This is a genomic window from Streptomyces sp. NPDC057307 (genome assembly GCF_042667665.1).
Lineage (GTDB): Bacteria > Actinomycetota > Actinomycetes > Streptomycetales > Streptomycetaceae > Streptomyces.
The window spans coordinates 15152-36501 of sequence record NZ_JBHUZM010000003.1 but is presented as its reverse complement, the minus strand read 5'-3'; the positions used below and the strand labels follow the sequence as shown (position 1 = coordinate 36501).

Here is a 21350-nt window from a genome sequence, read left to right as displayed (position 1 = left end):
AGCCGTCTTCTCTCGCCGCTCAGCCGCAGGGCGCGTCTCACAGGGCCTCCAAGGCGTCACGGAGCCTGCGGAGCAGGGCGATGTCGGGATCGGCGGAGACCTCGGCGACCCAGGAGGGGAGGGCCTGCCGGGCCGGCCGGGCGTCCGGCGGCGGTTCGGGGGGCGTGTCGACCAGCCCGGCCGCCGCCAGCCGCCGTACCTCCAGGAGGGTGTGGAACGCGGGACGCCCCAGGGCCCAGGCGATGGCCGCCGGTGTCCGTACGCCGTCGGCCCGCTCCAGCAGCGCGCGCTGGCGGCGGGTGACCGACTGGCCGGGCGCGGGGGCGCGGGGCACCACCGGCGAGGTGTCGACGGCGGGGTACGGCCAGACCTGGTCGAGCAGTTCGCGGCGGCGCAGCGTCTCGCGTTCGACGGCCGCCGCCGAGACGGGGCGCACGGGGCCGATCCAGTGCGCGACGCCGTAACGGAACCGGGTGGGGCCGCTGCCCGGTGCCAGCGCGAAGAACGCGGCGTCGTACAGGGCGCCGAGATGGCAGATCTCCAGTTCGCCGCCGCCTATTCGGCCGCTGTCGACGAGGAAGCGCCCGACCTCGCGGCGCGCCCCGGCCTCGTCGACCGCCCGCTGCCAGCCGTCGCGCGGCAGCCGGCCGCCGGTGGTCAGCAGGATGTCGAGGCCGGGCGCGGCGGGGCTCTCGGCGTGCACGACGCGGCCTTCGGAGAGATAGAGCGTGCCGTGGTCGCGCAGGAGGGCGCCGGTGGCGCGCTCGTCCGCCAGCCGGACGAGCATCGGCGAGACGGGGGAGACAGGGGTGACGGGCGGGGTGACGGGAGTCGCCGTGTCGGCGTTCATGTGAGTACCAGCCGTTCGGCGAGCTGTTGGAGCCGGAGCCGGGCGAGAGCGAGATTCCCGGTGTCGCGGTCGAGCCACAGATGAAGGAAGACGCTGCTGTCGAAGGTCGTCTCGACGAAACGCAGGACGTGGTAGCCGGTACGGGTGGTGACGATCAGGTCCTCGACGGGCGGGCCCTTGCTGTCGCCCGCCTCGAACGCCTCGTACTCGGCGGCGGCCCGCGCCAGTTCGGCGGTCTCGGTCGCGGTCGTCTCGTGATCGCCGTTCGGCGACTCGCCCGCCGTACCGAGCGCGAGACCGCTGGTCCAGTCCACGATCGCCGCTCCGCGGGCACCGGGCAGGGCCATGATCTCGTGCAGACAAGCGTCGATTCCGGGCACGCGGACTTCCCTCCCAGCCGGTCGTGCGTAGGCACCGTCGTGCGGCAGTGACGGCGAGATTACGCAACGTACGTACAGGGGAAGGGATTTCGGGCAATTTCCAACGGAACATGCCCCACGGGGATAGGGTCGGCGCACGGAACGGCCCGGGGCGGTCCCGTGGTCGCCCTGTGCCGTGCCGTGCAGGCGCCGTACCGTGTGGGTCCGTTGGTGTTCTGCCCCGCGTGACGTACTACTTCGTCACGTCACCGCCGGTCTTCACGTGCTCCTCCGAACGCGCCTTCAGCACCAGCTTGTTGACCGCCCACAGCGCGATCCCGATCGCCAGCAGCACGCCGGCCCGGATGTAGACGTCGGCGGCGCGGTCGGCGAGCGGACTGGCCAGGATCAGCGCGGTGATCGCGCCCAGCACGGGCACGATCGTCGGCGCGCGGAAGTGCCGGTGTCCGACCGGGTCGCGGCGCAGTACGAGCGCCGCGACGTTGACCACGAAGAACACGCACAGCAGCAGGAACGCGGTGGTGTCGCCGAGTCCCTGGATCTCACCCGTCGACACCAGCCCGATGGCCAGCACCGACACGAAGACGATGCCCACGACCGGCGTACGGCGCGTGGGGAGCACCCGGCCCATGGCCTTGGGCAGGATGCGTTCGTTGGCCATGCCGTAGCAGAGCCGCGAGGCCATCATGATGTTGATCAGCGCCGAGTTGGTGACCGCGAACAGCGCGATCAGGGCGAAGAGTTTCGGCGGGAAGTCGACGCCGCCGGCCTTCACGACCTCCAGCAGCGGGCCGCTGGAGCCCTCCAGGGTCCGGTAGTCCACCAGGAGGGACGAGACGAGGGCGACCAGGATGTAGATCGTGCCGGTGACCGCGACGCCGATGAAGATCGCGCGCGGGAAGGTCCGGCTCGGATCCTTGGTCTCCTCCGCCATGTTGACCGAGTCCTCGAAGCCGACGAAGGCGAAGAACGCGAGCGCCGTCGCGCCGAGCACGCCCGTCATCAGGGAGAATCCGGTGCCGCTCGCCTCGAAGTCGGTGAGCCGCGACGGTTCGCCGTCGCCGGTCAGCACCGCGTACGCGCCGATGCCGAGGATGATCGCCAGACCGCTCAACTCGACGATCGTCAGCACCACGTTGGTCTTCACGGACTCCGAGACGCCGCGCAGATTCAGCGCGGCGAGCGCGACGACGAAGAGGATCGCGACCAGGGTCGGCGGGATCGCGTCGGTGAACTCGGCCAGGTAGTCACCGCTGAACGCGCGCGCCGCGGCGCTCGCCGACGACAGACCCGAGCACATCACCATGAAGGCGATGATGAAGGTCAGGAACGGGACCTTGAACGCCTTCTGCGTGTAGAGCGCGGCACCGGCGGCCTTCGGGTACTTGCCGACGAGTTCCACGTACGAGGCCGCCGTCAGGATCGCGACCAGGAAGCCGATCGCGAACGGCAGCCAGAGCGCACCGCCGACCCTGCCCGCGACCTGGCCGGTGGTGGCGTAGATGCCGGTGCCCAGGATGTCGCCGATGACGAAGAGGATCAGCAGTTTGGGGCCGAGGGCGCGTTTGAGCTCGGGTGTGTCGCCGGACGGTCCTGGTGTGTCCGCCGCTGTCGGTGTGTGGGACGCGGGCATGGGATGACCTCCCCCGTTTGATGGTGGGGAGTGTTCTGCCCGGTACGGCGGGGCTGATTCCTGCCGGTCCGGTCGTCAGTCCCGTACGAGCGCGTCCCGCTGCCCGCCGCCGGACTCGGCGACGATCTCCGCCACGGTCTGCGGCGCCCGTACGGTGGCGAACCGCACGCTGCTCGCCGTAGCCGTAGCCGTAGCCGTAGTTGTCGCCGTCGCCGTCGCCGTGAAACCGTAAACGCCGGGCCGGGCAAGGCTGTTGTACGCGTAGTGGTTGGCGAAGTAGTACGCGCCGGTGTCCAGCGCCGCGACGAGGTCGCCCTGCTCCAGCAGCGGCAGGGGCCGGCCCGTGGCCAGGACGTCGCCCGCGAAGCACGCCGGGCCCGCGACGTCCTGGACGACGTCCGGGCCCTTCTTGGGCCGGCCGTCGGCGTCGTACGCGGCGATGCGCAGCGGCCACGACTCGGGGTCGTAGACGGTACGGGTGGCGATCTGCACGCCCGCGTGGGTCACCGCGATGGGGCGGCCGCCGGCGGACTTGGCGTACTCGACCCGGGCCAGGACCGTGCCGTGCTTGGCGAGCAGGGAGCGGCCGAACTCGGTGACGAGCCCGTAGCGGCCGTCGAACAGGCCGGGGACGGTGGACTTCAGCAGCCGGGCGTACTCGGCATAGGTGGGGGTCTCCTCGTCGGAGGAGAAGTTGACCGGGAGTCCGCCGCCGATGTCGATGGTGTCGACCTGCTGCCGGCCGGCCGCCGCGTTGATCTCCTCGGCCAGCTCGTGGACCGTACGGACGCCCTCCGCCATGAGGGCGAGCGGCACGCCCTGGGAGCCGGAGTGGGTGTGCAGCCGGGTCAGCCAGGGCCGGTCCAGATAGGCCCGTACGACCCAGGCGCGGGCGCCCTCGTCGCGCAGCGCGACGCCGAACTTGGACGTCGCCGTCGCCGTGGACAGGGCGCCGATGGAGCCGCCGCCGGTCTGCGGGTTGACCCGTAGCCCGATCGGGGAACGGGTGGGCGCCGCGTGCAGGAGGGCGTCGAGCCGGGTCAGCTCCTGCGGGTTGTCCGCGTTGACCGCGATACCGGAGGCCAGGGCGTCGCGCAGCTCGGCCGGCGTCTTCGCGGGGGAGTCGAGGACGGTGCGGTCGGACGGGATCCCGGCGGCGCGCGCGAGGCCCAGCTCGCCGGGGCTCGCGACCTCGGCGCCGACGCGCTCGGCGTCCAGCAGGCGCAGGACCGGCACGAGGGGCGCGGCCTTCACGGCGAAGGCGTGCAGGACGCGGGTGTCCGGTGCGGTGACGGCGGCGAACGCGGCGTGCAGCGCGGCGGCGGAGGCGCGGATCCCGGCCACGTCGAGAAGGGCGACGACGGGGTCGGCCTCGGTGAGCAGTCCCCGCTCGACGGCGGCCCTCACGGCGAGATCGCGCCTGACGGCGACGCTGTTGTCCTGTCCTGCTGTCTCGGCTGCTGCTTGCTCGACCATGCGTGTCAGCCAATCATCCGGCCGCCGATCGCTCCACTGTTGACTACATCTATTCACCCGGCGAGGATGTGAATAGATCGGCCAACAGTGGAGCAGTGACGGAGGAGGCACCCGCCATGTCAGGACCCCGACCCGTACGGGCACCGCGCGGTACGGAACTGAGCGCCCTGGGATGGCAGCAGGAAGCCGCCCTCCGCATGCTCCAGAACAACCTCGACCCCGAGGTCGCCGAACACCCCGACCAGCTCGTCGTCTACGGCGGCACGGGCAAGGCGGCGCGCGACTGGCGCTCGTTCGACGCGATGACGCGCACGCTGCGGACGCTCAAGCAGGACGAGACGATGCTCGTCCAGTCCGGCCGGCCGGTGGGCGTGATGCAGACCCACGAGTGGGCGCCGCGCGTACTGATCGCCAACTCCAACCTGGTCGGCGACTGGGCCAACTGGGAGGAGTTCCGCCGGCTGGAGCAGCTCGGCCTCACCATGTACGGCCAGATGACCGCCGGTTCCTGGATCTATATCGGCACGCAGGGCATCCTCCAGGGCACGTACGAGACATTCGCCGCCGTCGCCGCCAAGAGGTTCGGCGGCACGCTCGCCGGGACGATCACGCTCACCGCCGGGCTCGGCGGGATGGGCGGCGCGCAGCCGCTGGCCGTGACCATGAACGACGGAGTCGCGATCTGTATCGACTGCGACCCGCGCGCGATCGACCGCCGGATCGAGCACCGCTTCCTGGATGTGCGGGCCGACTCCCTGGAGCACGCGCTCCAGCTCGCCACCGAGGCCCGTGACGCGCGCCGGCCCCTGTCGATCGGGCTGCTCGGCAACGCGGCGGAGCTGCTGCCCCGGATGCTCGCCGAAGGCGCGCCGATCGACATCGTCACCGACCAGACGTCGGCGCACGACCCGCTGGCGTATCTGCCGCTCGGTGTCGACTTCGACGACATGGCGTCGTACGCCGCCGAGAAGCCGGCCGACTTCACGCTGCGCGCCCGCGAGTCGATGGCGCGGCACGTGGAGGCGATGGTCGGCTTCATGGACGCGGGCGCGGAGGTCTTCGACTACGGCAACTCGATCCGTGGCGAGGCCCAACTGGCGGGTTACGAGCGGGCGTTCGCGTTCCCCGGATTCGTACCGGCGTACATCAGGCCGCTGTTCTGCGAGGGCCGGGGCCCGTTCCGCTGGGCGGCGCTGTCCGGTGAGGCGTCGGACATCCACAAGACGGACAAGGCGATCCTGGAGCTGTTCCCCGAGGACGACTCCGCGCACAACGCGTCCTTGCACCGCTGGATCAGGATGGCCGGCGAACGCGTCCACTTCCAGGGCCTGCCCGCGCGCATCTGCTGGCTCGGCTACGGCGAGCGCGACAAGGCCGGCGAGCGCTTCAACGACATGGTCGCGAGCGGTGAACTCGCCGCGCCGGTCGTCATCGGCCGCGACCACCTGGACGCCGGCTCGGTCGCGTCCCCGTACCGCGAGACCGAGGCGATGCTCGACGGCTCGGACGCCATCGCGGACTGGCCGCTGCTGAACGCCATGGTGAACGTCGCCTCCGGCGCGACCTGGGTCTCCATCCACCACGGTGGCGGAGTCGGCATGGGCCGCTCGATCCACGCCGGCCAGGTGACGGTCGCCGACGGTACGGAACTGGCGGCCGAGAAGATCCGCCGCGTCCTGACGAACGACCCGGGCATGGGTGTCATCCGCCACGTCGACGCGGGCTACGACATCGCGGACAGGATCGCCACGGAACGCGACGTCCGCATCCCGATGCGGGAGGGCGAGTGACGACGGCCTCCGGCCCGGAAGGCCGACGAGACGCGACCCCGTCCCGGACCGGCATGGGGTCGACCCCCGGCGCGGGTGGTGCGTCGGGCCGGACCCCCGCCGCCGCGCCAGGTGGGGCCGACGGCGCGCGGGAGCCGGCCGGGTCGGCCACGCCGCCTTCGGGCGTGGCCCCCGCCGGGGACGGCGACGCCGTCGGGCGGCCCGGGGCCCGGGCGGGGACGTGGACGACGCCGGCTGTCGGGTCGGGTGCCCCCGGCGCGGTCTCCTTTCATGAGATGTGGCGGGACCTCGCACCCATCGGGCGGGACCCCGGCACCCGTGGGTACCGGCGCTACGCCTGGAGCGGTGCCGACCGGGAGTGCCGGGACTGGTTCCGCGCGCAGGCCGAGGCGCGGGGGCTGGTGTACGAGTGTGACCGCAACGGCAACCAGTGGGGGTGGGCCGGGGACCCGGCCGCCGGGGACGCCGTCGTCGTCGGGTCGCATCTGGACTCCGTGCCCGACGGAGGCGCCTTCGACGGGCCGCTCGGTGTGGTCTCCTCCTTCGCCGCGCTCGACGAACTCCGCCGCAGGGGAGCGGAGTTCACCCGGCCCGTCGCCGTCACCAACTTCGGTGACGAGGAGGGCGCCCGGTTCGGGCTCGCCTGTGTCGGGTCCCGGCTCACCGCCGGACAGCTCGGCATCGAGCAGGCGCACGCCCTGCGCGACGGGGACGGCGTCCCGCTGCCGCGCGCCATGGAGACGGCCGGGTACGACCCCGACGCCATCGGACCCGACCCCGAACGCCTCGCCCGGATCGGCGCGTTCGTCGAGCTGCATGTCGAGCAGGGGCGCGCGCTCGACCTGACCGGTGACCCCGTCGGTATCGCCTCCTCCATCTGGCCGCACGGCCGCTGGCGCTTCGACTTCCACGGGGAGGCCAACCACGCGGGCACCACCCGACTCGCCGACCGCCGCGACCCGATGCTCAGCTACGCCGAGACCGTCCTCGCCGCCCGCCGCGAGGCGGCACTCGCCGGTGCCCTCGCGACCTTCGGCAAGGTCGCCGTCGAACCCAACGGCGTCAACGCCATCCCCTCTCTCGTACGCGGCTGGCTCGACTCCCGCGCCGCCGACCAGGCCACCCTGGACACCGTCGTGACCGCGATCGAGGCGGCGGCCCACGAGCACGCCGAGCGCGCGGGCATCGACCTGCGGGTCGTACGGGAGTCCTTCACCCCCGTGGTCGAGTTCGCCCACGGCCTTCGCGACGAGGTCGGCCGGATCCTCGGCGGCCGGCTCCCCGTGCTCGGCACGGGCGCCGGGCACGACGCGGGTATTTTGTCCGGATCCATTCCGACCGCCATGCTGTTCGTACGGAACCCCACCGGCGTCTCGCACTCCCCGGCCGAGTTCGCGGCCGAGGACGACTGCGTGGCCGGGGTCCTCGCACTCGCCGACGTACTGGAAGGGCTGGCGTGCACGTGACCACGTACTGGCTGGAGCACGCCTGGCTCGACACCCACGTCGAACCAGGCGTGACCGTGACGGTCGCCGACGGCCGGATCACCGACGTCCGCACCGGGGACGACACCCCACCGCCCGGCGCCACGACCCTGCGCGGGCTCACGCTCCCCGGCCTGGCCAACACCCACTCGCACGCCTTCCACCGCGCGCTGCGCGGCAAGGTCCAGGTCGGCTCCGGCACCTTCTGGACCTGGCGCGAGATGATGTACCGGGCCGCCGCCCGCCTCACCCCGGACAATTACCACGCGCTCGCCCGCGCCGTGTACGCCGAGATGGCGCTGGCCGGCATCACCTCCGTCGGTGAGTTCCACTACATGCACCACGCGCCTGGCGGAACGCCCTACGACAATCCCAACGCGATGGGCGAGGCGCTGATCGCCGCCGCCGACGACGCCGGGATCCGGATCACCCTCCTGGACACCGCCTATCTCTCCTCCGGCATCTCCAAGCGCCGAGGCGGCAAGCCCCCGGACCGCCACCAGGTCCGCTTCTCCGACGGCACCGCGCACGCCTGGGCGGAACGTGTGTCCGACCTCGCGGACCGCTACGGGAAGGACGGCACGGACGGCGGGGGCGGCAAGGGCGACGACCACGTACGTATCGGCGCCGCCATCCACTCCGTACGCGCCGTGCCGGCCGAGCAGCTGTCGACCATCGCCGAATGGGCCGAGGCCAGGCAGGCCCCCCTCCATGTCCACCTCTCCGAACAGACCGCCGAGAACGACGCCTGCCTCGCCACCCACGACCGCACCCCCGCCCGTCTCCTCGCCGACCACGGCGTCCTCGGCCCCCGTACCACCGCCGTCCACAGCACCCATCTCACCGACGACGACATCACCCTGCTGGGCTCCACCCGCACCGGCACCTGCATGTGCCCCACCACCGAACGCGACCTCGCCGACGGCATCGGCCCCGCCGCGCGGCTCCAGCACGCGGGCTCGCCCCTGTCCCTGGGCAGCGACAGCCACGCCGTGATCGACATCCTCGAAGAGGCCCGCGCCCTGGAACTCAACGAGCGGCTGCGCTCCCGCACCCGGGGCCACTGGACGGCCGCCGCGCTCATCACCGCCGCCACGGCCGACGGCCACGCGGCCCTCGGCAGGCCCGACGCGGGCCGGATCGAACGGGGCGCGCTGGCCGACCTCGTCACGATCGCCCTGGACTCCGTCAGAACAGTGGGGCAGGTGCCCAGGCTGGGCGCCGAGATCGCCGTATTCGCCGCGACAGCCGCGGACGTGCGGCACACGATCGTGGGCGGTCGCCATCTCGTACGCGACGGTGCGCACACCCTGATCCCCGACGTGCCCGAAGCCCTTGCCCGGTCGATCGCGGCTGTACGCGGCTGAAGGAGAACGCCCCCACGATGACGCCCACGAATCCGCCCAGGCCCACGAACACGCCCGCGCCCATGAACGCGGCCACCAACACGCCCGCGCCCGCGAGCACGCCCCGCACCACCGTCATCACCAACATCGCCGCTCTGGTCACCAACGACCCCTCCCTCGGTGACGGATCCCCCATCGGTCTGATCCAGGACGCGGCCGTCGTCATCGACGGCGACCGCGTCGTCTGGGTCGGTGAATCAAGCAAAGCACCCGCCACTGACAACGCGGTCGACGCCGGCGGCCGGGCCGCCGTCCCCGGCTTCGTCGACTCCCACTCCCATCTCGTCTTCGCGGGCGACCGCACCCAGGAGTTCAACGCCCGCATGTCGGGCCGCCCCTACTCCGCCGGCGGCATCCGCACCACAGTCGCCGCGACCCGCGCCGCCACCGACGCCGAGCTGAGCGCCAACGTCGCGAAGTACCTCGCGGAAGGACTCCGCCAGGGCACCACCACCCAGGAGACCAAGTCCGGCTACGGCCTCACCGTCGCCGACGAGGCACGCGCGCTGCGCGTCGCGTCCCGGCACACCGACGAGGTCACCTATCTCGGGGCCCACATCGTCGCGCCCGAACTCGCCGACGACCCCGCCGCCTACGTCGACCTCGTCACCGGCGACATGCTCGACGCCTGTGCCCCGTACGCCCGTTGGGTCGACGTCTTCTGCGAGCAGGGCGCCTTCGACGGAGACCAGGCACGTGCCATCCTCACCGCCGGGCAGGCGAAGGGCCTTCAACCACGCGTCCACGCCAACCAGTTGTCGTACGGCCCCGGCGTCCGGCTCGCCGTCGAGTTGGACGCCGCCTCCGCCGACCACTGCACCCATCTCACCGACGCGGACGTCGACGCGCTCGCCCACTCACGCACGGTCGCCACGCTGCTGCCCGGCGCCGAGTTCTCCACCCGCGCCCCCTGGCCGGACGCACGGCGCCTGTTGGACGCGGGCGCCACCGTCGCGCTGTCCACCGACTGCAACCCCGGCTCGTCCTTCACCTCGTCGATGGCGTTCTGCATCGCGCTCGCCGTACGCGACATGGGGATGACGCCCGACGAGGCGATCTGGTCGGCCACGGCGGGCGGCGCCGCCGCTCTGCGCCGTACGGACGTCGGACGCCTCACGCCCGGAGCCCGCGCCGACCTCGTCCTGCTCGACGCCCCGAGCCATGTCCATCTCGCCTACCGGCCGGGGGTCCCGCTGACGTGGGGCGTCTGGCGCTCGGGCGTACGCCGGCACTGAACGGACGCGGACGCGGACCCGGACCCGGACCAAAACCTGGAAACCGGCCCCGAGAACGACGAACCCCGGCGGCGGGCAAAGGACTTGCCGCGCCGCCGGGGTCCGTGAACGGACAGTGCGACGGTGTTACGCGTTCACCGACCACTTCTGGTTGGCCGTACCCGCGCACGTCCAGATCTGCGTCCGTGTCCCGTTGACGCCGGGCCCGGCCGCGTCCATGCACTTGTTCGCCTGGATGTTCACGACATCGTTCGCGCCCGACACCGCCCACCGCTGATTACCGGCGCCGTTGCAGTCCCAGAGCTGGAGCTGCGCGCCGTCGGCGGTGCTGTTGTCCTTCACGTCCAGGCACTTGCCGAGCGCCCGCAGCGAGTCGTTGGCGCCCCTGCTCCACTGCTGCGCGGCCGAGCCGTTGCAGTCGTAGAGCTGAACAGGCGTGCCGTTGGCGGAACTTGCCGACGCCACGTCCAGGCACTTGCCGCCGAGACCGGTGATCGAGCCGCCGGTGCCTCCGCCGCCGTCGGTCGTGACCCGCACGTAGTCGACCGTCAGCGTGCTCGGGAAGGGCGTGCTGCTGTTGGGGTCGCCGGGCCAGTAGCCGCCCACGGCGAGGTTGAGGATCAGGAAGAACGGCTTGTTGAACACCCATTCCCGGCCGCCCAGATCGGCGGGCGTACGGGTCTGGAAGACGTTGCCGTCGACCGACCAGCGGATGGAGTTGGGCGACCAGTCGATCGCGAAGGTGTGGAAGGCGTCGGCGAACGCCTGGCCGCCGGGGAGGCTGTAGCCGGCGCCGATGCCGCCGGAGCCCGAGTAGCCGGGGCCGTGGAGCGTGCCGTGGACGGTGTTGGGCTCGAAGCCGACGTTCTCCATGATGTCGATCTCGCCGCTGTTGGGCCAGCCGACCTGGCCCATGTTGTCGCCGAGCATCCAGAACGCGGGCCACATGCCCTGCCCGCGCGGGATCTTCATGCGGGCCTCGACGCGGCCGTACTGCGCGGTGAACTTGCCGGCCGTGTTGAGGCGGGCCGAGGTGTACTCACACCGGCCGTACCAGCACTGGTAGTTGCCGGGGTTGTCCTTGCGGGCGGTGATGACGAGATTGCCCTGGCCGTCGAGGGCGGCGTTGTTGTTGCCCGCCGTGTAGAACTGCCGCTCGTGGTTGTTGACGTTGTCGCCGGTCTCGATCTGCCATCTACTGCCGTTGACGGCCGATCCGGCGGGACCGTCGAAGTTCTCGTCGAACGTCACGGCCTTGGCCGCCTTCGTGCCGTTGGTGTCACTCGCGGCACTGATACGGGGCTCCGGGGAGGGCGTGGCCGCTCCGGCGGGCACGGCCGTGGCCAGGCTCGTACAGGTGAGAAGGGCCATGGCGTACAGCGTCACACGACGCCGCAGGGGGGTTCGCACAGGTCATCACTTCGCTTCTCGTGGGGGCATGCTCATGACATTCAGGGCGGTGGAGCACAGGTCGGGCACGGATTGGGCACAGTTATTTCAATACTTGATTTAAGGGAGGGCGGGAGAGGCCGTCAAGGCGTTGGTATGGACCAAAGTTCTTGACGGGCCGTCATCCCGCTACCGTGTGACGTACATCGGCAACTAGCCCAACGACACCGGAAGTTGCTGCACGCTGTTGCCCACGAAGCTCGCGTGACGCGGCAGTTCCGCCTCCGTCACCGCGACATCCAGATCCGGGAAGCGCGTGAACAGCCGCTCCAGCGCGATCGTCGCCTCCATCTTGGCCAGCGACGACCCCAGACAGAAGTGCGCACCGTGCCCGAGCGAGAGATGGCGGGTGGCCGAGCCCGTGGCGTACCGGGTGAGGTCGAAGACGTCCGCGTCCTCGCCGTGCGCGGCCTTGTCCCGGCCCGCCGCCGAGTAGCCCGCCAGGACCGGCGTGCCCTGCGGGATCACCGTGCCGTCCACCGTCAGGTCCCGGGTCGGGTAGCGGAACGGGAAGAAGCTCACCGGGCTGTCCCAGCGCAGGGTCTCCTCGACCACGTCCGACCAGCTCGCCTTGCCCGACTGGACCAGTTCGAGCTGATCGCGGTGGCGGCACAGCGCGCGCACCGCGTTGGTGATCAGATTCAGTGTCGTCTCGTGCCCGGCGATGATCATCAGCAGCAGGGTGCCGATGAGTTCCTGTCCGCTCAGCCGGTCGCCGTCCTCCTCGCGCGCCGCGATCAGCGCGCTGGTCAGGTCGTCGCCGGGATTCGCGGTACGGGAGGCGGCCACCGTGCTCAGTACGGCCACGATGTCCCGGTTGGCGGCCATCGCGTCCTCGGGGGCGATGTCCGTCGCGACGATCTGGTTCGACAGATGGTGCAGCTGGTCGTGGAACTCCGCGTCCACACCGAGCAGTTCACAGATGACGCCCATCGGCAGCGGCATCGCGAAGTGCTCGCGGAGATCGACGACGTTCGCCCCGACGACGTTCGCCTCGACGACGTTCGCCCCGGTGGCCTTCGCCCCCACGACGTCCGCCCCCACCACGTCCGCCCCGGAGGCGCTGCCCTTGCCGGCCGCCGCCGGCAGATTGTCCAGCAGCTCCGCCGTCACCTCCTCCACCCGCCCGCGCAGCGCCTCCACCCGCCGTGACGTGAACGCCTTGCTCACCAGCGAGCGCAGCCGCCGGTGGTTGTCGCCGTCCGCCGTCGTCATGCCCTGCACGGTCGCGAAGGTCTTCAGCGGCCATCCGTCGGGGATCTGCCCTTCCCGCAGCGCCGTGAAGTGCGCGGCGCCCTTCGCGACATCGGGATGCGACAGGAACTCCTTCAGCGCGTCGTGCCCGATGACCGCCATCGCCTCGACGTCACCGGGGAGTACGACGGGGGCCACCGCGCCGCGCGCGAGCAGCCGCGCGTTGGCGGCGTGCGGACAGCCGCCGGCCGGATCCATCCGGTGCGGTGCGGTGGCGGACGTGTCGGAAGTGTCAGGTGTGGTGGTGGCGGGGGACGTGCTCGGCTCGGGGCTCAACAGGGCTCTCCTCAACTCCGCGGCGCGTGCGGTCCACGCGGCAACTGCGGTTCGGTGAAGCGGACGGGAAGGGCCGCCAGGCCCTTGCTCCAGGGCGACTTGATCCAGGCCAACTCGGTCTCCGACACGGCCAGTTCGAGATCCGGCAACCGGTGCCTGATCGTGTCGACCGCGGTACGGGTGATCAGCCTGGCCGGGTCCTGGGCCGGGCAGGTGTGCGGCCCGGCCCCGAACGCCAGATGGGAACGGTTGCCGACGACGGGTACCCCGTCCTCCGGCAGGATGTCGGGGTCGGCGTTCGCCGCCGCCAGACCGAGGATCAGCATGTCCCCCGCCCGGATGTCCTGGTCGCCGAACCGCAGGTCGCGGGTGGCGTACCGGGCGGGGAAGTTCTGCGTCGGCGGGAAGCGCCACAGCACCAGGTCCAGCGCGTCGTCGACGCTCAGATGACCGCCGCTGAGCGAGGACCGGAACGCCGGGTCGCACAGCAGGATGCGCAGCGTGGTGGCGATCCAGTTCACCGTCGTCTGGTTGCCGGCGACGAACATCACCACCAGGTTGTGCAGCACCTCCTCGTCCGTCAGCCGCGCCGGATGGTGCAGCAGCGCGGACGTCACGTCGTTGCCGGGCCGGTGGCGCTTCTCCTCGATCAGGGCGAGCAGGATCGCGCCCATCCGCTTGCTCGCGTCGGCGGAGTCGGCGTTCGACACGGCCAGCCCCGCGATGGCCTTCACCAGTTTCTGGCCCGTCGGCTCGTCGAGCCCGAGCAGGCCGGTGATCACCATCAGCGGCAGCTTGCGCGCGTAGTCCGACACCAGATCCGCCCGCTTGCCGTCGGCGAACTCGGCGATCAGCCGCTCTGCCGTCGCCCTTACGCCGCGCCGCAGTTCGTGCCCGTTGATCCGGGCGAGCGCGTCCGACACGGCCGCCCGCATCCGGCGGTGCTGCTGCCCGTCGGCGTACAGCAGCGCCGGGCGCCAGCCCACCATCGGCAGGATCGGCGAGTCCGCGGGCACCCGGCCCTCGCGCAACTGGCGCCAGCGGCGCGGGTCGTGGGAGAAGTCCTGCTCCTCGCGGGTCAGCCGCAGCAGTTCGCGGTGGCCGAGGACCAGCCAGGCCGTGATGTCGGGCGCGACGGTGACCGGGGCCACCGGGCCGTGATCGGCGCGCAGTTGCTCGTACAGGAGCGGCATCCGGTCGCCGTCGAGCTGTTCTCCGTAGATGGCCGTCGCGGGCGGGGCGGCGAAGATGGAAGGAGAAGTAGGGGCGGAAGGGGAAGTGGGGGCGGGCGTGGTCATGTGGACTCCGGCGTCATGAGGACTCGGCGGCGAGGAGGAGGTGGCGTACGAGGGCGATCAGCGCCATCACCGAGGACCGCTCGTCCCGCGCGTCGCAGGTCACCAGCGGTGTCTGCGGCAGCAGGTCGAGCGCCGCGCGCAGCTCGCCGTCGCTGTGCACGGGGCTGCCCGGGAAGACGTTGACGGCGACGGCGAACGGCAGCCCCAGATCCTCCAGATGGCCCAGCGCGTCGAAGGACGCGGTCAGATCGCGGGTGTCCACGAGGGCGAGCGCGCCGAGCGCGCCCCGCGCCAGATCGCGCCAGGCGGGGAGGAAACGTTGCTGCCCCGGCGTACCGAAGAGGTAGAGGACCAGTTCGCCGTCGATCGTCATCCGGCCGAAGTCCAGGGCGACGGTGGTGGTGGCCTTGGTCCGGTCGACGGTCACGTCGACCGAGGCGCCGGCCTGGGTCATCACGGCCTCGGTACTGAGCGGCTTGATCTCGGAGACCGTACCGATGAACGTCGTCTTGCCGACGCCCAGCGGCCCGACGACCATGATCTTCGCCGCGCCGGCGACGCTGGACCTGACGTATTTCCCGGCGGCGGCCGGCGCCGAGTCGGGCATCACGTCGGGGACCGACTTCGACGCCCCGTCGGGCACCGCGTCCGGTGCCACGTCCCGCGCCCCGGCCACCGAGGACTCAGAGGCGGCTTTCGAGGCCATTGAGGACCTTTCTCAGCATGGTCACATCGGCTCGTTCGGCCGGCGGTATGGGCGGGCGGGTCACGATCAGTCCCCAGTCGATGAGGTCGGCGAGCAACACCTGCACCACGGAGGGCGGTTGGCCGAGATGCGCCGACACCTCGGCCACCGAGAGCAGCCCCTGACAGTGCGTCAGTATGGTGCGGTGCTCCGGCTGAAGGGTCGTCGGCGGGACCGTCTCCCTGGCCACCACGAGCGATTCCCAGGACAGTGGTTCGACTCCGGCGTCCGCCCTGCCACCGGTGATCACGTACGGGCGTATCGCCGACGTGGTGGTCCGGTCGTCGGGACGCTCCGTCATGACGACGGGCTCACCGGATCCCGGGGGTGGCTGCTCAGGTGGCTGCCGATCTTCACGACCAGCAGCTGCATCTGCTGGGCCACCAGGCCCACATCGGCGTCGGTCTCGGTCGCGGCGCCCAGCTGGGCACCCACACCGGCCGAGGTGAAGAGGACGAAGCCCTGGTCGGACTCCAGCATCAACTGCCGTACGTCGGAGCCGCCCCCGAACAGCAGCCCCGCCGTGGACCGGCCCGTCATGGTCAGCGCGGCGGACGCGGCGGCGAGCGATTCGGCCTCGGCCACGCTCAGTTCGGACACGGGGCCCTTCAGATTCTCGGCCGACGCGTGGCCGAGCCGCAGGCCGTCCTCCGAGACGACCACGGCGTGTCGCACGCCCGGGATCTCGGTCAGCGGGCGGAGCATCCACCCGAGGTCGGGGAGTCGGGAGATCGTTCCGGTCACTCTTCCGGTCACTGCCGGCCTCCGTCGTGTTGGTCGGGCACTTCGGTGTCCTGGACGGCCGCCGCGCGGCCACGACGCGAGCCTGACACCACGCTGGTGATCGACGCGCGTGCCGCTTCGGGGGTCCATTCGGCGTCGGGCCGTGCCTGCTGTGCGGGCTGCTCCCGCGACGCCTGTGGTGCCTGTTCCTGCGCTCGGTCCTGACCTGCCGCGGTCGCCCGGTCCTGCCCCGTCGTGGTGGCGGGTTCCCGTCGCCGGCTGCGGCGGCGGGGCAGCCCGCCGGGCGCTTCCTCGGCGCGTACGGGAGCGGTGGCCGGCCGCTCGTGCTCAGGCTCGTCACCGGCCGGGGACGTGTCCGCCGAGACCCGCGCCGGCTCCGCCGGGAAGTGCGACAGCGGTTCGGTCAGCAGACGGTGCGGTACGAAGGTGACGGCCCGGGTCCCGCCGTACGCCGACGCCCCCGTCAGCTCCACGTTGAAGCCCATCTCCCGGCTCCAGCGCCCCACGCAGGCCAGCCCCAGCCTCGGCACGGCGCCGAGCCGTGTGAGGTCCAGCTCGTCCCTGAGCTGGGACATCGCCTGGTGCAGTACGTCCGGCGGCATCCCGAGGCCCGCGTCGTCGATCTCCACGACGGCTCCCGCGCCGACTTCCCGGATCGTCACGATCACCTGGGTGCGGGAGGGCGAGAACACGGTCGCGTTCTCCAGGAGTTCGGCGATCGCGTGCATCAGCCCCTCGACGGCCGGCGGCACCACGAACAGCGTCTGCCCGCCGTGCACCTCCACCCGCCCGAACTCCACGATCCGCGACTGCGCGCCGCGCACGCAGTCGTACAGCGAGACCGGCTGCGACTCGCGCCTGGCCGGCCAGATCCCGCACATCACGAGGAGCGTCTGGGCCTTGCGGGTCATCTGCGAGGCCGCGTGGTCGGCCTTCATCACGTCCGCCATCAGGCGCGGGTCGTCGATGGCGCGCTCCACGCGGTCGAGTACCTGCTGCTGCACCGTGGCCATCGCGTGCATGTTGCGGGCGACCGACTCGAAGGCCGTCTGGACCGAGTCGCGCAGCCCGCGCTCGCGCCGTACACCCTCGTCCGAGCCGAGGGCGGTGACCACCGCGGCCAGCGCCTGTGCGAAGTCCTCGCCGGTGTCGGCCTCGGGTGCGACCGGGCCGGGGACACCGTCCAACCGCCTTCCCGCGCGCACCCGTTCGGCGATGGCGGGGACGCGTACCGCCGCCAGATGGGCCACCTCGGCGCCTCGCGCGGCGGCCGTCCGCCGCTCCCGGTCCCGGTCGGCACGCTCCGCGCGCAACCGCCGGTGCAGTGCCAGTACCCAGGCGAGGAGCAGCACGGCCAGGGCCGCGCAGCCGCCCGCGAGCGCCTGCCGCCACTCCGCCGTGGACACCGTGCCGATCAGCAGGGCGGCGACGGCGGCGAGCACGAGGGCTCCGAGCCACCACACCGCCCGTCTGTTCCGTCTGTTCGCCGGCCGGCTCAACACGTCGACCCCGACACGACAGGCGTGAATACGGCGGCTAGCACGGAGACCGGGCCCCTTCCAGGACTCGTCGGACACGTCGGGCCCGCGATGGGGTGATCGCGGGCACCCAGATCCTACGAGCAATGTGGCTGATTCGGGCGGGAGTTGCTCAACTCCTGTCACACGCCGGTACGGGTCGGGCACCATCCGCACACGCGGCGGACGGGGCCGGTGGGACATACGGGCTGGCCGCGCCGGGTGAACCCATCCCGCACACCGACACCCTCGTCACCAGCAGACCCATGTACAGGTTCACCTGCCGTGTCGGCCGCGATTCGTATCCGTCATGACATTGCCGACTGGCCCTGTACCGGAGGGATTTGGGCCGGTACCGTCCTGTTCGGCGCGGGGTGAGCGACCGGGGGGTCGAGTTGAGCGACGTACGCGTACGTGGTGCTGCCGCCGCCGCCCGCATCCGTGTGATGCGGCCGGGGGAGCTGGACGCGGGGGAGATCGGGCGCTGGCGGGAGTTACGGGCGCTGTCCGGCGCGCCCGCCAATCCCTTCATGGAGCCGGAGTTCACCCGCGCCGTCGGCCGGGTACGGCCGGGCGCGCGGGTCGCGGTCATCAGAGGCGGAGGCGGGGCCGGCGGAGAGGGCGTGCCCGTCGGCTTCTTCCCGTACGAACGAGGCCCGTTGGGGCAGGGCCGCGCGATCGGGTTCGGGGTGTCCGACAGCCAGGGGTTGGTGCTGAGCCCCGAACACACCGTCACGGCCGGTGAGTTGCTGCGCGCCTGCTCGCTCACCAGCTGGGAGTTCGACAACCTCGAAGCGGGCCAGCCGCTGTTCGTCCCGGACGCCGCCGAGGAGTTCGCCTCCCCGGTCATCGACATCGGCCAGGGCTACGAGGCGTACGCGGCGGTCCTGCGTGCCGGATCGCCCAAGTTCTTCCGTACGACGACCGCCAAGGAACGCCGACTCGCCCGGCAGGCCGGCGAGGTCCGGTTCGTCTTCGACGAGCGCGACCCGGCGGCCCTCGACACGCTCATGGGGTGGAAGTCGGCCCAGTACCGCAGGACGGGCCGGCGCGACCGGTTCGCCAAGGAGTGGATCAGCACGCTGGTAAGGCAGTTGGCGACCGACCACACGCCCGACCGCACGCCCGGCTGCTCCGGCGTCCTCTCCGTGCTGTACGTCGCCGACCGCCCGGTCGCCGCGCACTTCGGCCTCCGCTCACGCACGGTCCTGTCGTGCTGGTTCCCCGCGTACGACACCGACTTCGCCAAGTACTCACCGGGCCTCGTCCTCCATCTGCGGATGGCCGAGGCGGCGGCCGGCGCCGGGATCGGCCTGCTCGACCTGGGCCGTGGCGCCGCCGAGTACAAGGACGCGCTCAAGACCGGTGACCTGCGGGTGTACGAGGGGGCCTCGGTACGGCGCGGCCCACGCGCGGCCCTGTACCGGCTCAGCCGCGAGCCCTCGCGCCGCGCGCACAGCTTCGTACGGAACCGGCCGAAGCTGGCCGGATACGCGCAGCGCGCCCTGAACCAGGTGGGCCGACTGCGGGACCGGTGACCCGGCAGGCACCACACGAGCGGAGGCATCATGCCGAGCACTCCGAGCACTCCGAGCACGTCCTCACGGCCGACGACGCGATCACCGCTGCGTGACGTCTGCGTCGCCGACCTCGACCTGGACCTCGACCTCCACCTGGACCCGGCCCGCGCGGACGGGGCGGTGCTGTCACTGACTCCCGCCCCCGGCGGCCCGCCCGTCCGCGCGGGCACCGTCTACGCCCTCGTACGGCTCCGGGGCCGCCCCGTCGCCACCGTCCTCACCACCGTCCCGGACGGCGCCGACCCCGCAACCGTCCTCACCACGGCCTTCCGCGCGCAGCACGCGAGCCACGATCAACAGCCGTACGGAACAAGCCCGTCGTGCGGCCGGACCGGCGCACCACCACCCCGTACGACAGTCGTCGTCGCCACCCGCGAGCGCGCGGACACCCTCGGCCGGGCGCTCGACTCGCTCCTCGCGCAGGACCACCCGGACTTCCACGTCGTGGTCGTCGACAACGCGCCCGTCACGACCGCCACCCGCGAACTGATCGACGCCCGCTACGCGGACCGCCTCACCTATGTCCACGAGCCGGTGCCCGGACTGGCCACCGCCCACAACGCGGGCGTCGCCGCCACCGACAGCCCCGTCGTCGCCTTCACGGACGACGACGTCGTCGCCGACCCGCGCTGGCTCTCCGCGCTCACCACGCCGTTCGCGACCGACCCCCGCACCGGCTGCGTCACGGGCCTCATCCTCCCCGCCCGCCTCACCACTCCCGCGCAGGTCCTCCTGGAGAGCCACGGCGGCTTCGCGAAAGGCTTCGCCCCGCGTCTCTACGACCCGGCCGCCCCGCCCGCCGACGAACCGCTGTTCCCGTTCACGGCGGGCAGCTTCGGCTCCGGCGCCAACATGGCGTTCCGCGCCTCCGCGCTGCGCGCCGTCGGCGGCTTCGACCCCGCCACCGGCACCGGCACCCCCGCCAGGGGCGGCGACGACCTCTACGCGTTCGTCCGGATCCTGACCGCCGGACACCGGCTGCGCTACACACCCGACGCGCTGGTCTGGCACCACCACCGCGAGACCTGGAGGGACCTGCGGAACCAGGCGTACGGCTACGGCGCCGGCCTCACCGCGTACCTCACCGCCGTCCTCTGCCGTCACCCCGCCCTGCTGCCCGCGCTGCTCGCGAAGCTCCCGCGCGGCCTGGCCCACGCCCGCGCCATCACCGCCCACCGGGACGGGCGTTCGGCCGGCACTCCGGGCGCGCACGGCACTCCCGGCACTCCGGGCGCGCACGGCGCCCAGAGCCACCCGTGGCCGCGCACGCTGTCCCGGCTGGAGCGCCGAGGCATGCTGTACGGCCCGCTGGGCTATGCCAGGGCCCGCTGGGGGAGCCGATGACACGCCGCCCACCGCCGCGCCCCGCACCGGCACGCGTCCCGGTGCTGCTCTACCACGCGGTGATGGACGACCCGCCCGCCTGGATCGCCGAATTCACCGTCACACCACGGCAGTTCACCGCACACCTGGACGCGGTCGTCGCCACCGGCCGTACCCCCGTCCCGGTCGGCGCGCTCGCCGACCGGCTGACGACCGGCGCCCCGCTGCCGCCCCGCCCCGTCGTCCTGACCTTCGACGACGGATTCGCCGATCTGCCCGGCCCGACCGCCGAAGCCCTCGCCGAACGCGCCCTGCCCGCCACCGCGTATCTCACGACCGGCGCCCTCACCCCCGGACGCGGCAGCCTGCTGCCGCCCGCCCCGATGATGAGGCTCGCCCAGGTGCCGTCGCTGGAGCGGCACGGCCTGGAGATCGGCGCGCACACGGTCACGCACCCGCAGTTGGACACCCTCCGCGCGCCCCAACTCGACCGGGAGCTAAGGGAGTCGAAGGCCACGCTCGAAGACGTACTCGGTCACGGGGTGGCGCATCTCGCCTACCCGCACGGCTACAACAGCCGCGCCGTACGCGGGGCCGCGCGCCGTGCCGGATACGCCTCCGCCGTCGCCGTACGCCACGCGCTCAGCTCAGAGACGGACGAGCCGTACCGCATCGCCCGCCTCATCGTGCGGCGCGGCCACACGGTGGCGGACGTGGCGGCCTGGATGGCGGGGGAGGGCGCGAGGGCGGCGCCGTTCCCGGACTCGGCGGCGACGGTGGGCTGGCGCCTCTACCGCAGGGCCCGCGCGGTGGCGCGCGGACCACAGTTCGCCGGCTAGGACTCCGAAGTCCTCGCGACCTCGTATGCAACAGAGATGTGCGAGAGCCACGCAAAAGCGCAGAGAGTTCC

18 protein-coding genes are annotated in these 21350 nt (G+C 72.1%); 7 read left to right on the top strand and 11 right to left on the bottom strand.

Annotated elements, in window-relative coordinates; translation table 11 throughout:
- Window positions 1–37: 37 nt before the first annotated feature.
- The 4 genes from ACFUN8_RS01945 to ACFUN8_RS01930 all read right to left on the bottom strand — a co-directional run bounded on the left by ACFUN8_RS01945 (window position 38) and on the right by ACFUN8_RS01930 (window position 4339).
- Window positions 38–850 (bottom strand): transcriptional regulator, encoded by an 813-nt coding sequence (locus tag ACFUN8_RS01945; RefSeq protein ID WP_383630134.1) that lies wholly within the window; start codon window positions 848–850, stop codon window positions 38–40.
- Complete coding sequence (locus ACFUN8_RS01940; RefSeq protein ID WP_383630132.1) at window positions 847–1230, bottom strand: hypothetical protein; 384 nt, start codon at window positions 1228–1230, stop codon at window positions 847–849. Before ACFUN8_RS01940 ends, ACFUN8_RS01945 begins: the two co-directional genes overlap by 4 nt.
- Window positions 1231–1462: 232 nt before the next feature.
- Window positions 1463–2863, bottom strand: a complete 1401-nt coding sequence (locus tag ACFUN8_RS01935; RefSeq protein ID WP_383630130.1) for an APC family permease — start codon at window positions 2861–2863, stop codon at window positions 1463–1465.
- A 75-nt stretch (window positions 2864–2938) separates the two neighbouring features.
- Entirely contained in the window at window positions 2939–4339 is a 1401-nt protein-coding gene (locus tag ACFUN8_RS01930) for a diaminopimelate decarboxylase (RefSeq protein ID WP_383630128.1), read from the bottom strand.
- A 116-nt stretch (window positions 4340–4455) separates the two neighbouring features.
- On the opposite strand from ACFUN8_RS01930, the gene hutU reads away from it, so the two are divergent.
- The 4 genes from hutU (at window position 4456) to hutI (ending at window position 10254) form a co-directional block, all read left to right on the top strand.
- Entirely contained in the window at window positions 4456–6129 is a 1674-nt protein-coding gene (gene hutU, locus ACFUN8_RS01925) for a urocanate hydratase (protein ID WP_383630126.1), read from the top strand.
- A gap of 275 nt (window positions 6130–6404) precedes the next feature.
- Window positions 6405–7595 (top strand): allantoate amidohydrolase, encoded by a 1191-nt coding sequence (locus tag ACFUN8_RS01920; RefSeq protein WP_383630124.1) that lies wholly within the window; start codon window positions 6405–6407, stop codon window positions 7593–7595.
- Window positions 7586–8980 carry a formimidoylglutamate deiminase gene (locus ACFUN8_RS01915; RefSeq protein WP_383630122.1) on the top strand — a complete coding sequence of 465 codons (1395 nt, stop codon included), beginning with the start codon at window positions 7586–7588 and terminating at the stop codon, window positions 8978–8980. Before ACFUN8_RS01920 ends, ACFUN8_RS01915 begins: the two co-directional genes overlap by 10 nt.
- Before the next feature lie 62 nt (window positions 8981–9042).
- On the top strand, window positions 9043–10254 hold the full coding sequence (hutI, locus tag ACFUN8_RS01910) for an imidazolonepropionase (protein ID WP_383630304.1): 1212 nt from the start codon (window positions 9043–9045) through the stop codon (window positions 10252–10254).
- 126 nt (window positions 10255–10380) lie between these two features.
- Here hutI and ACFUN8_RS01905 read toward each other — a convergent pair whose 3' ends face one another.
- The 7 genes from ACFUN8_RS01905 to ACFUN8_RS01875 all read right to left on the bottom strand — a co-directional run bounded on the left by ACFUN8_RS01905 (window position 10381) and on the right by ACFUN8_RS01875 (window position 17483).
- Window positions 10381–11664 (bottom strand): family 16 glycosylhydrolase, encoded by a 1284-nt coding sequence (locus tag ACFUN8_RS01905; RefSeq protein ID WP_383630120.1) that lies wholly within the window; start codon window positions 11662–11664, stop codon window positions 10381–10383.
- Window positions 11665–11856: 192 nt separating this feature from the next.
- Window positions 11857–13155 (bottom strand): cytochrome P450, encoded by a 1299-nt coding sequence (locus ACFUN8_RS01900; RefSeq protein WP_383630302.1) that lies wholly within the window; start codon window positions 13153–13155, stop codon window positions 11857–11859.
- Window positions 13156–13244: 89 nt separating this feature from the next.
- Complete coding sequence (locus ACFUN8_RS01895) at window positions 13245–14531, bottom strand: cytochrome P450 (RefSeq protein ID WP_383630118.1); 1287 nt, start codon at window positions 14529–14531, stop codon at window positions 13245–13247.
- Window positions 14532–14544: 13 nt separating this feature from the next.
- Complete coding sequence (locus ACFUN8_RS01890) at window positions 14545–15237, bottom strand: ATP/GTP-binding protein (RefSeq protein WP_383630116.1); 693 nt, start codon at window positions 15235–15237, stop codon at window positions 14545–14547.
- Window positions 15215–15577, bottom strand: a complete 363-nt coding sequence (locus ACFUN8_RS01885) for a DUF742 domain-containing protein (RefSeq protein ID WP_383630114.1) — start codon at window positions 15575–15577, stop codon at window positions 15215–15217. The genes ACFUN8_RS01890 and ACFUN8_RS01885 overlap by 23 nt, the downstream gene beginning before the upstream one ends.
- Complete coding sequence (locus tag ACFUN8_RS01880; RefSeq protein ID WP_383630300.1) at window positions 15574–16020, bottom strand: roadblock/LC7 domain-containing protein; 447 nt, start codon at window positions 16018–16020, stop codon at window positions 15574–15576. The genes ACFUN8_RS01885 and ACFUN8_RS01880 overlap by 4 nt, the downstream gene beginning before the upstream one ends.
- An 8-nt stretch (window positions 16021–16028) precedes the next feature.
- Window positions 16029–17483, bottom strand: a complete 1455-nt coding sequence (locus tag ACFUN8_RS01875; RefSeq protein ID WP_383630112.1) for an ATP-binding protein — start codon at window positions 17481–17483, stop codon at window positions 16029–16031.
- 500 nt (window positions 17484–17983) lie between these two features.
- Here ACFUN8_RS01875 and ACFUN8_RS01870 point away from each other — a divergent pair, with 500 nt between their 5' ends.
- From ACFUN8_RS01870 to ACFUN8_RS01860, 3 genes are read left to right on the top strand one after another with little or no spacing between them, the layout of a single operon-like run.
- A complete protein-coding gene (locus tag ACFUN8_RS01870; protein ID WP_383630298.1) occupies window positions 17984–19075 on the top strand; it encodes a GNAT family N-acetyltransferase in 1092 nt (363 codons plus the stop codon).
- Between the two features lie 30 nt (window positions 19076–19105).
- The gene (locus ACFUN8_RS01865; RefSeq protein ID WP_383630110.1) at window positions 19106–20461 is read left to right on the top strand and encodes a glycosyltransferase; all 1356 of its coding nucleotides are present in this window, start codon (window positions 19106–19108) and stop codon (window positions 20459–20461) included.
- Window positions 20458–21279, top strand: coding sequence for a polysaccharide deacetylase family protein (locus ACFUN8_RS01860; protein WP_383630108.1), 822 nt, complete (start codon window positions 20458–20460; stop codon window positions 21277–21279). The genes ACFUN8_RS01865 and ACFUN8_RS01860 overlap by 4 nt, the downstream gene beginning before the upstream one ends.
- Window positions 21280–21350 lie beyond the last annotated feature (71 nt).

Excerpts from the sequence above, each read along its gene's own strand:
- hutU (WP_383630126.1), top strand. The coding sequence starts at position 4,456 with ATGTCAGGACCCCGACCCGTACGGGCACCGCGCGGTACGGAACTGAGC.
- ACFUN8_RS01885 (WP_383630114.1), bottom strand. The coding sequence starts at position 15,577 with ATGACGGAGCGTCCCGACGACCGGACCACCACGTCGGCGATACGCCCG.
- ACFUN8_RS01890 (WP_383630116.1), bottom strand. The coding sequence starts at position 15,237 with ATGGCCTCGAAAGCCGCCTCTGAGTCCTCGGTGGCCGGGGCGCGGGAC.
- hutI (WP_383630304.1), top strand. The coding sequence starts at position 9,043 with ATGAACGCGGCCACCAACACGCCCGCGCCCGCGAGCACGCCCCGCACC.
- ACFUN8_RS01900 (WP_383630302.1), bottom strand. The coding sequence starts at position 13,155 with ATGGATCCGGCCGGCGGCTGTCCGCACGCCGCCAACGCGCGGCTGCTC.
- ACFUN8_RS01865 (WP_383630110.1), top strand. The coding sequence starts at position 19,106 with ATGCCGAGCACTCCGAGCACTCCGAGCACGTCCTCACGGCCGACGACG.
- ACFUN8_RS01920 (WP_383630124.1), top strand. The coding sequence starts at position 6,405 with ATGTGGCGGGACCTCGCACCCATCGGGCGGGACCCCGGCACCCGTGGG.
- ACFUN8_RS01930 (WP_383630128.1), bottom strand. The coding sequence starts at position 4,339 with ATGGTCGAGCAAGCAGCAGCCGAGACAGCAGGACAGGACAACAGCGTC.
- ACFUN8_RS01935 (WP_383630130.1), bottom strand. The coding sequence starts at position 2,863 with ATGCCCGCGTCCCACACACCGACAGCGGCGGACACACCAGGACCGTCC.
- ACFUN8_RS01945 (WP_383630134.1), bottom strand. The coding sequence starts at position 850 with ATGAACGCCGACACGGCGACTCCCGTCACCCCGCCCGTCACCCCTGTC.
- ACFUN8_RS01895 (WP_383630118.1), bottom strand. The coding sequence starts at position 14,531 with ATGACCACGCCCGCCCCCACTTCCCCTTCCGCCCCTACTTCTCCTTCC.
- ACFUN8_RS01860 (WP_383630108.1), top strand. The coding sequence starts at position 20,458 with ATGACACGCCGCCCACCGCCGCGCCCCGCACCGGCACGCGTCCCGGTG.
- ACFUN8_RS01870 (WP_383630298.1), top strand. The coding sequence starts at position 17,984 with ATGCGGCCGGGGGAGCTGGACGCGGGGGAGATCGGGCGCTGGCGGGAG.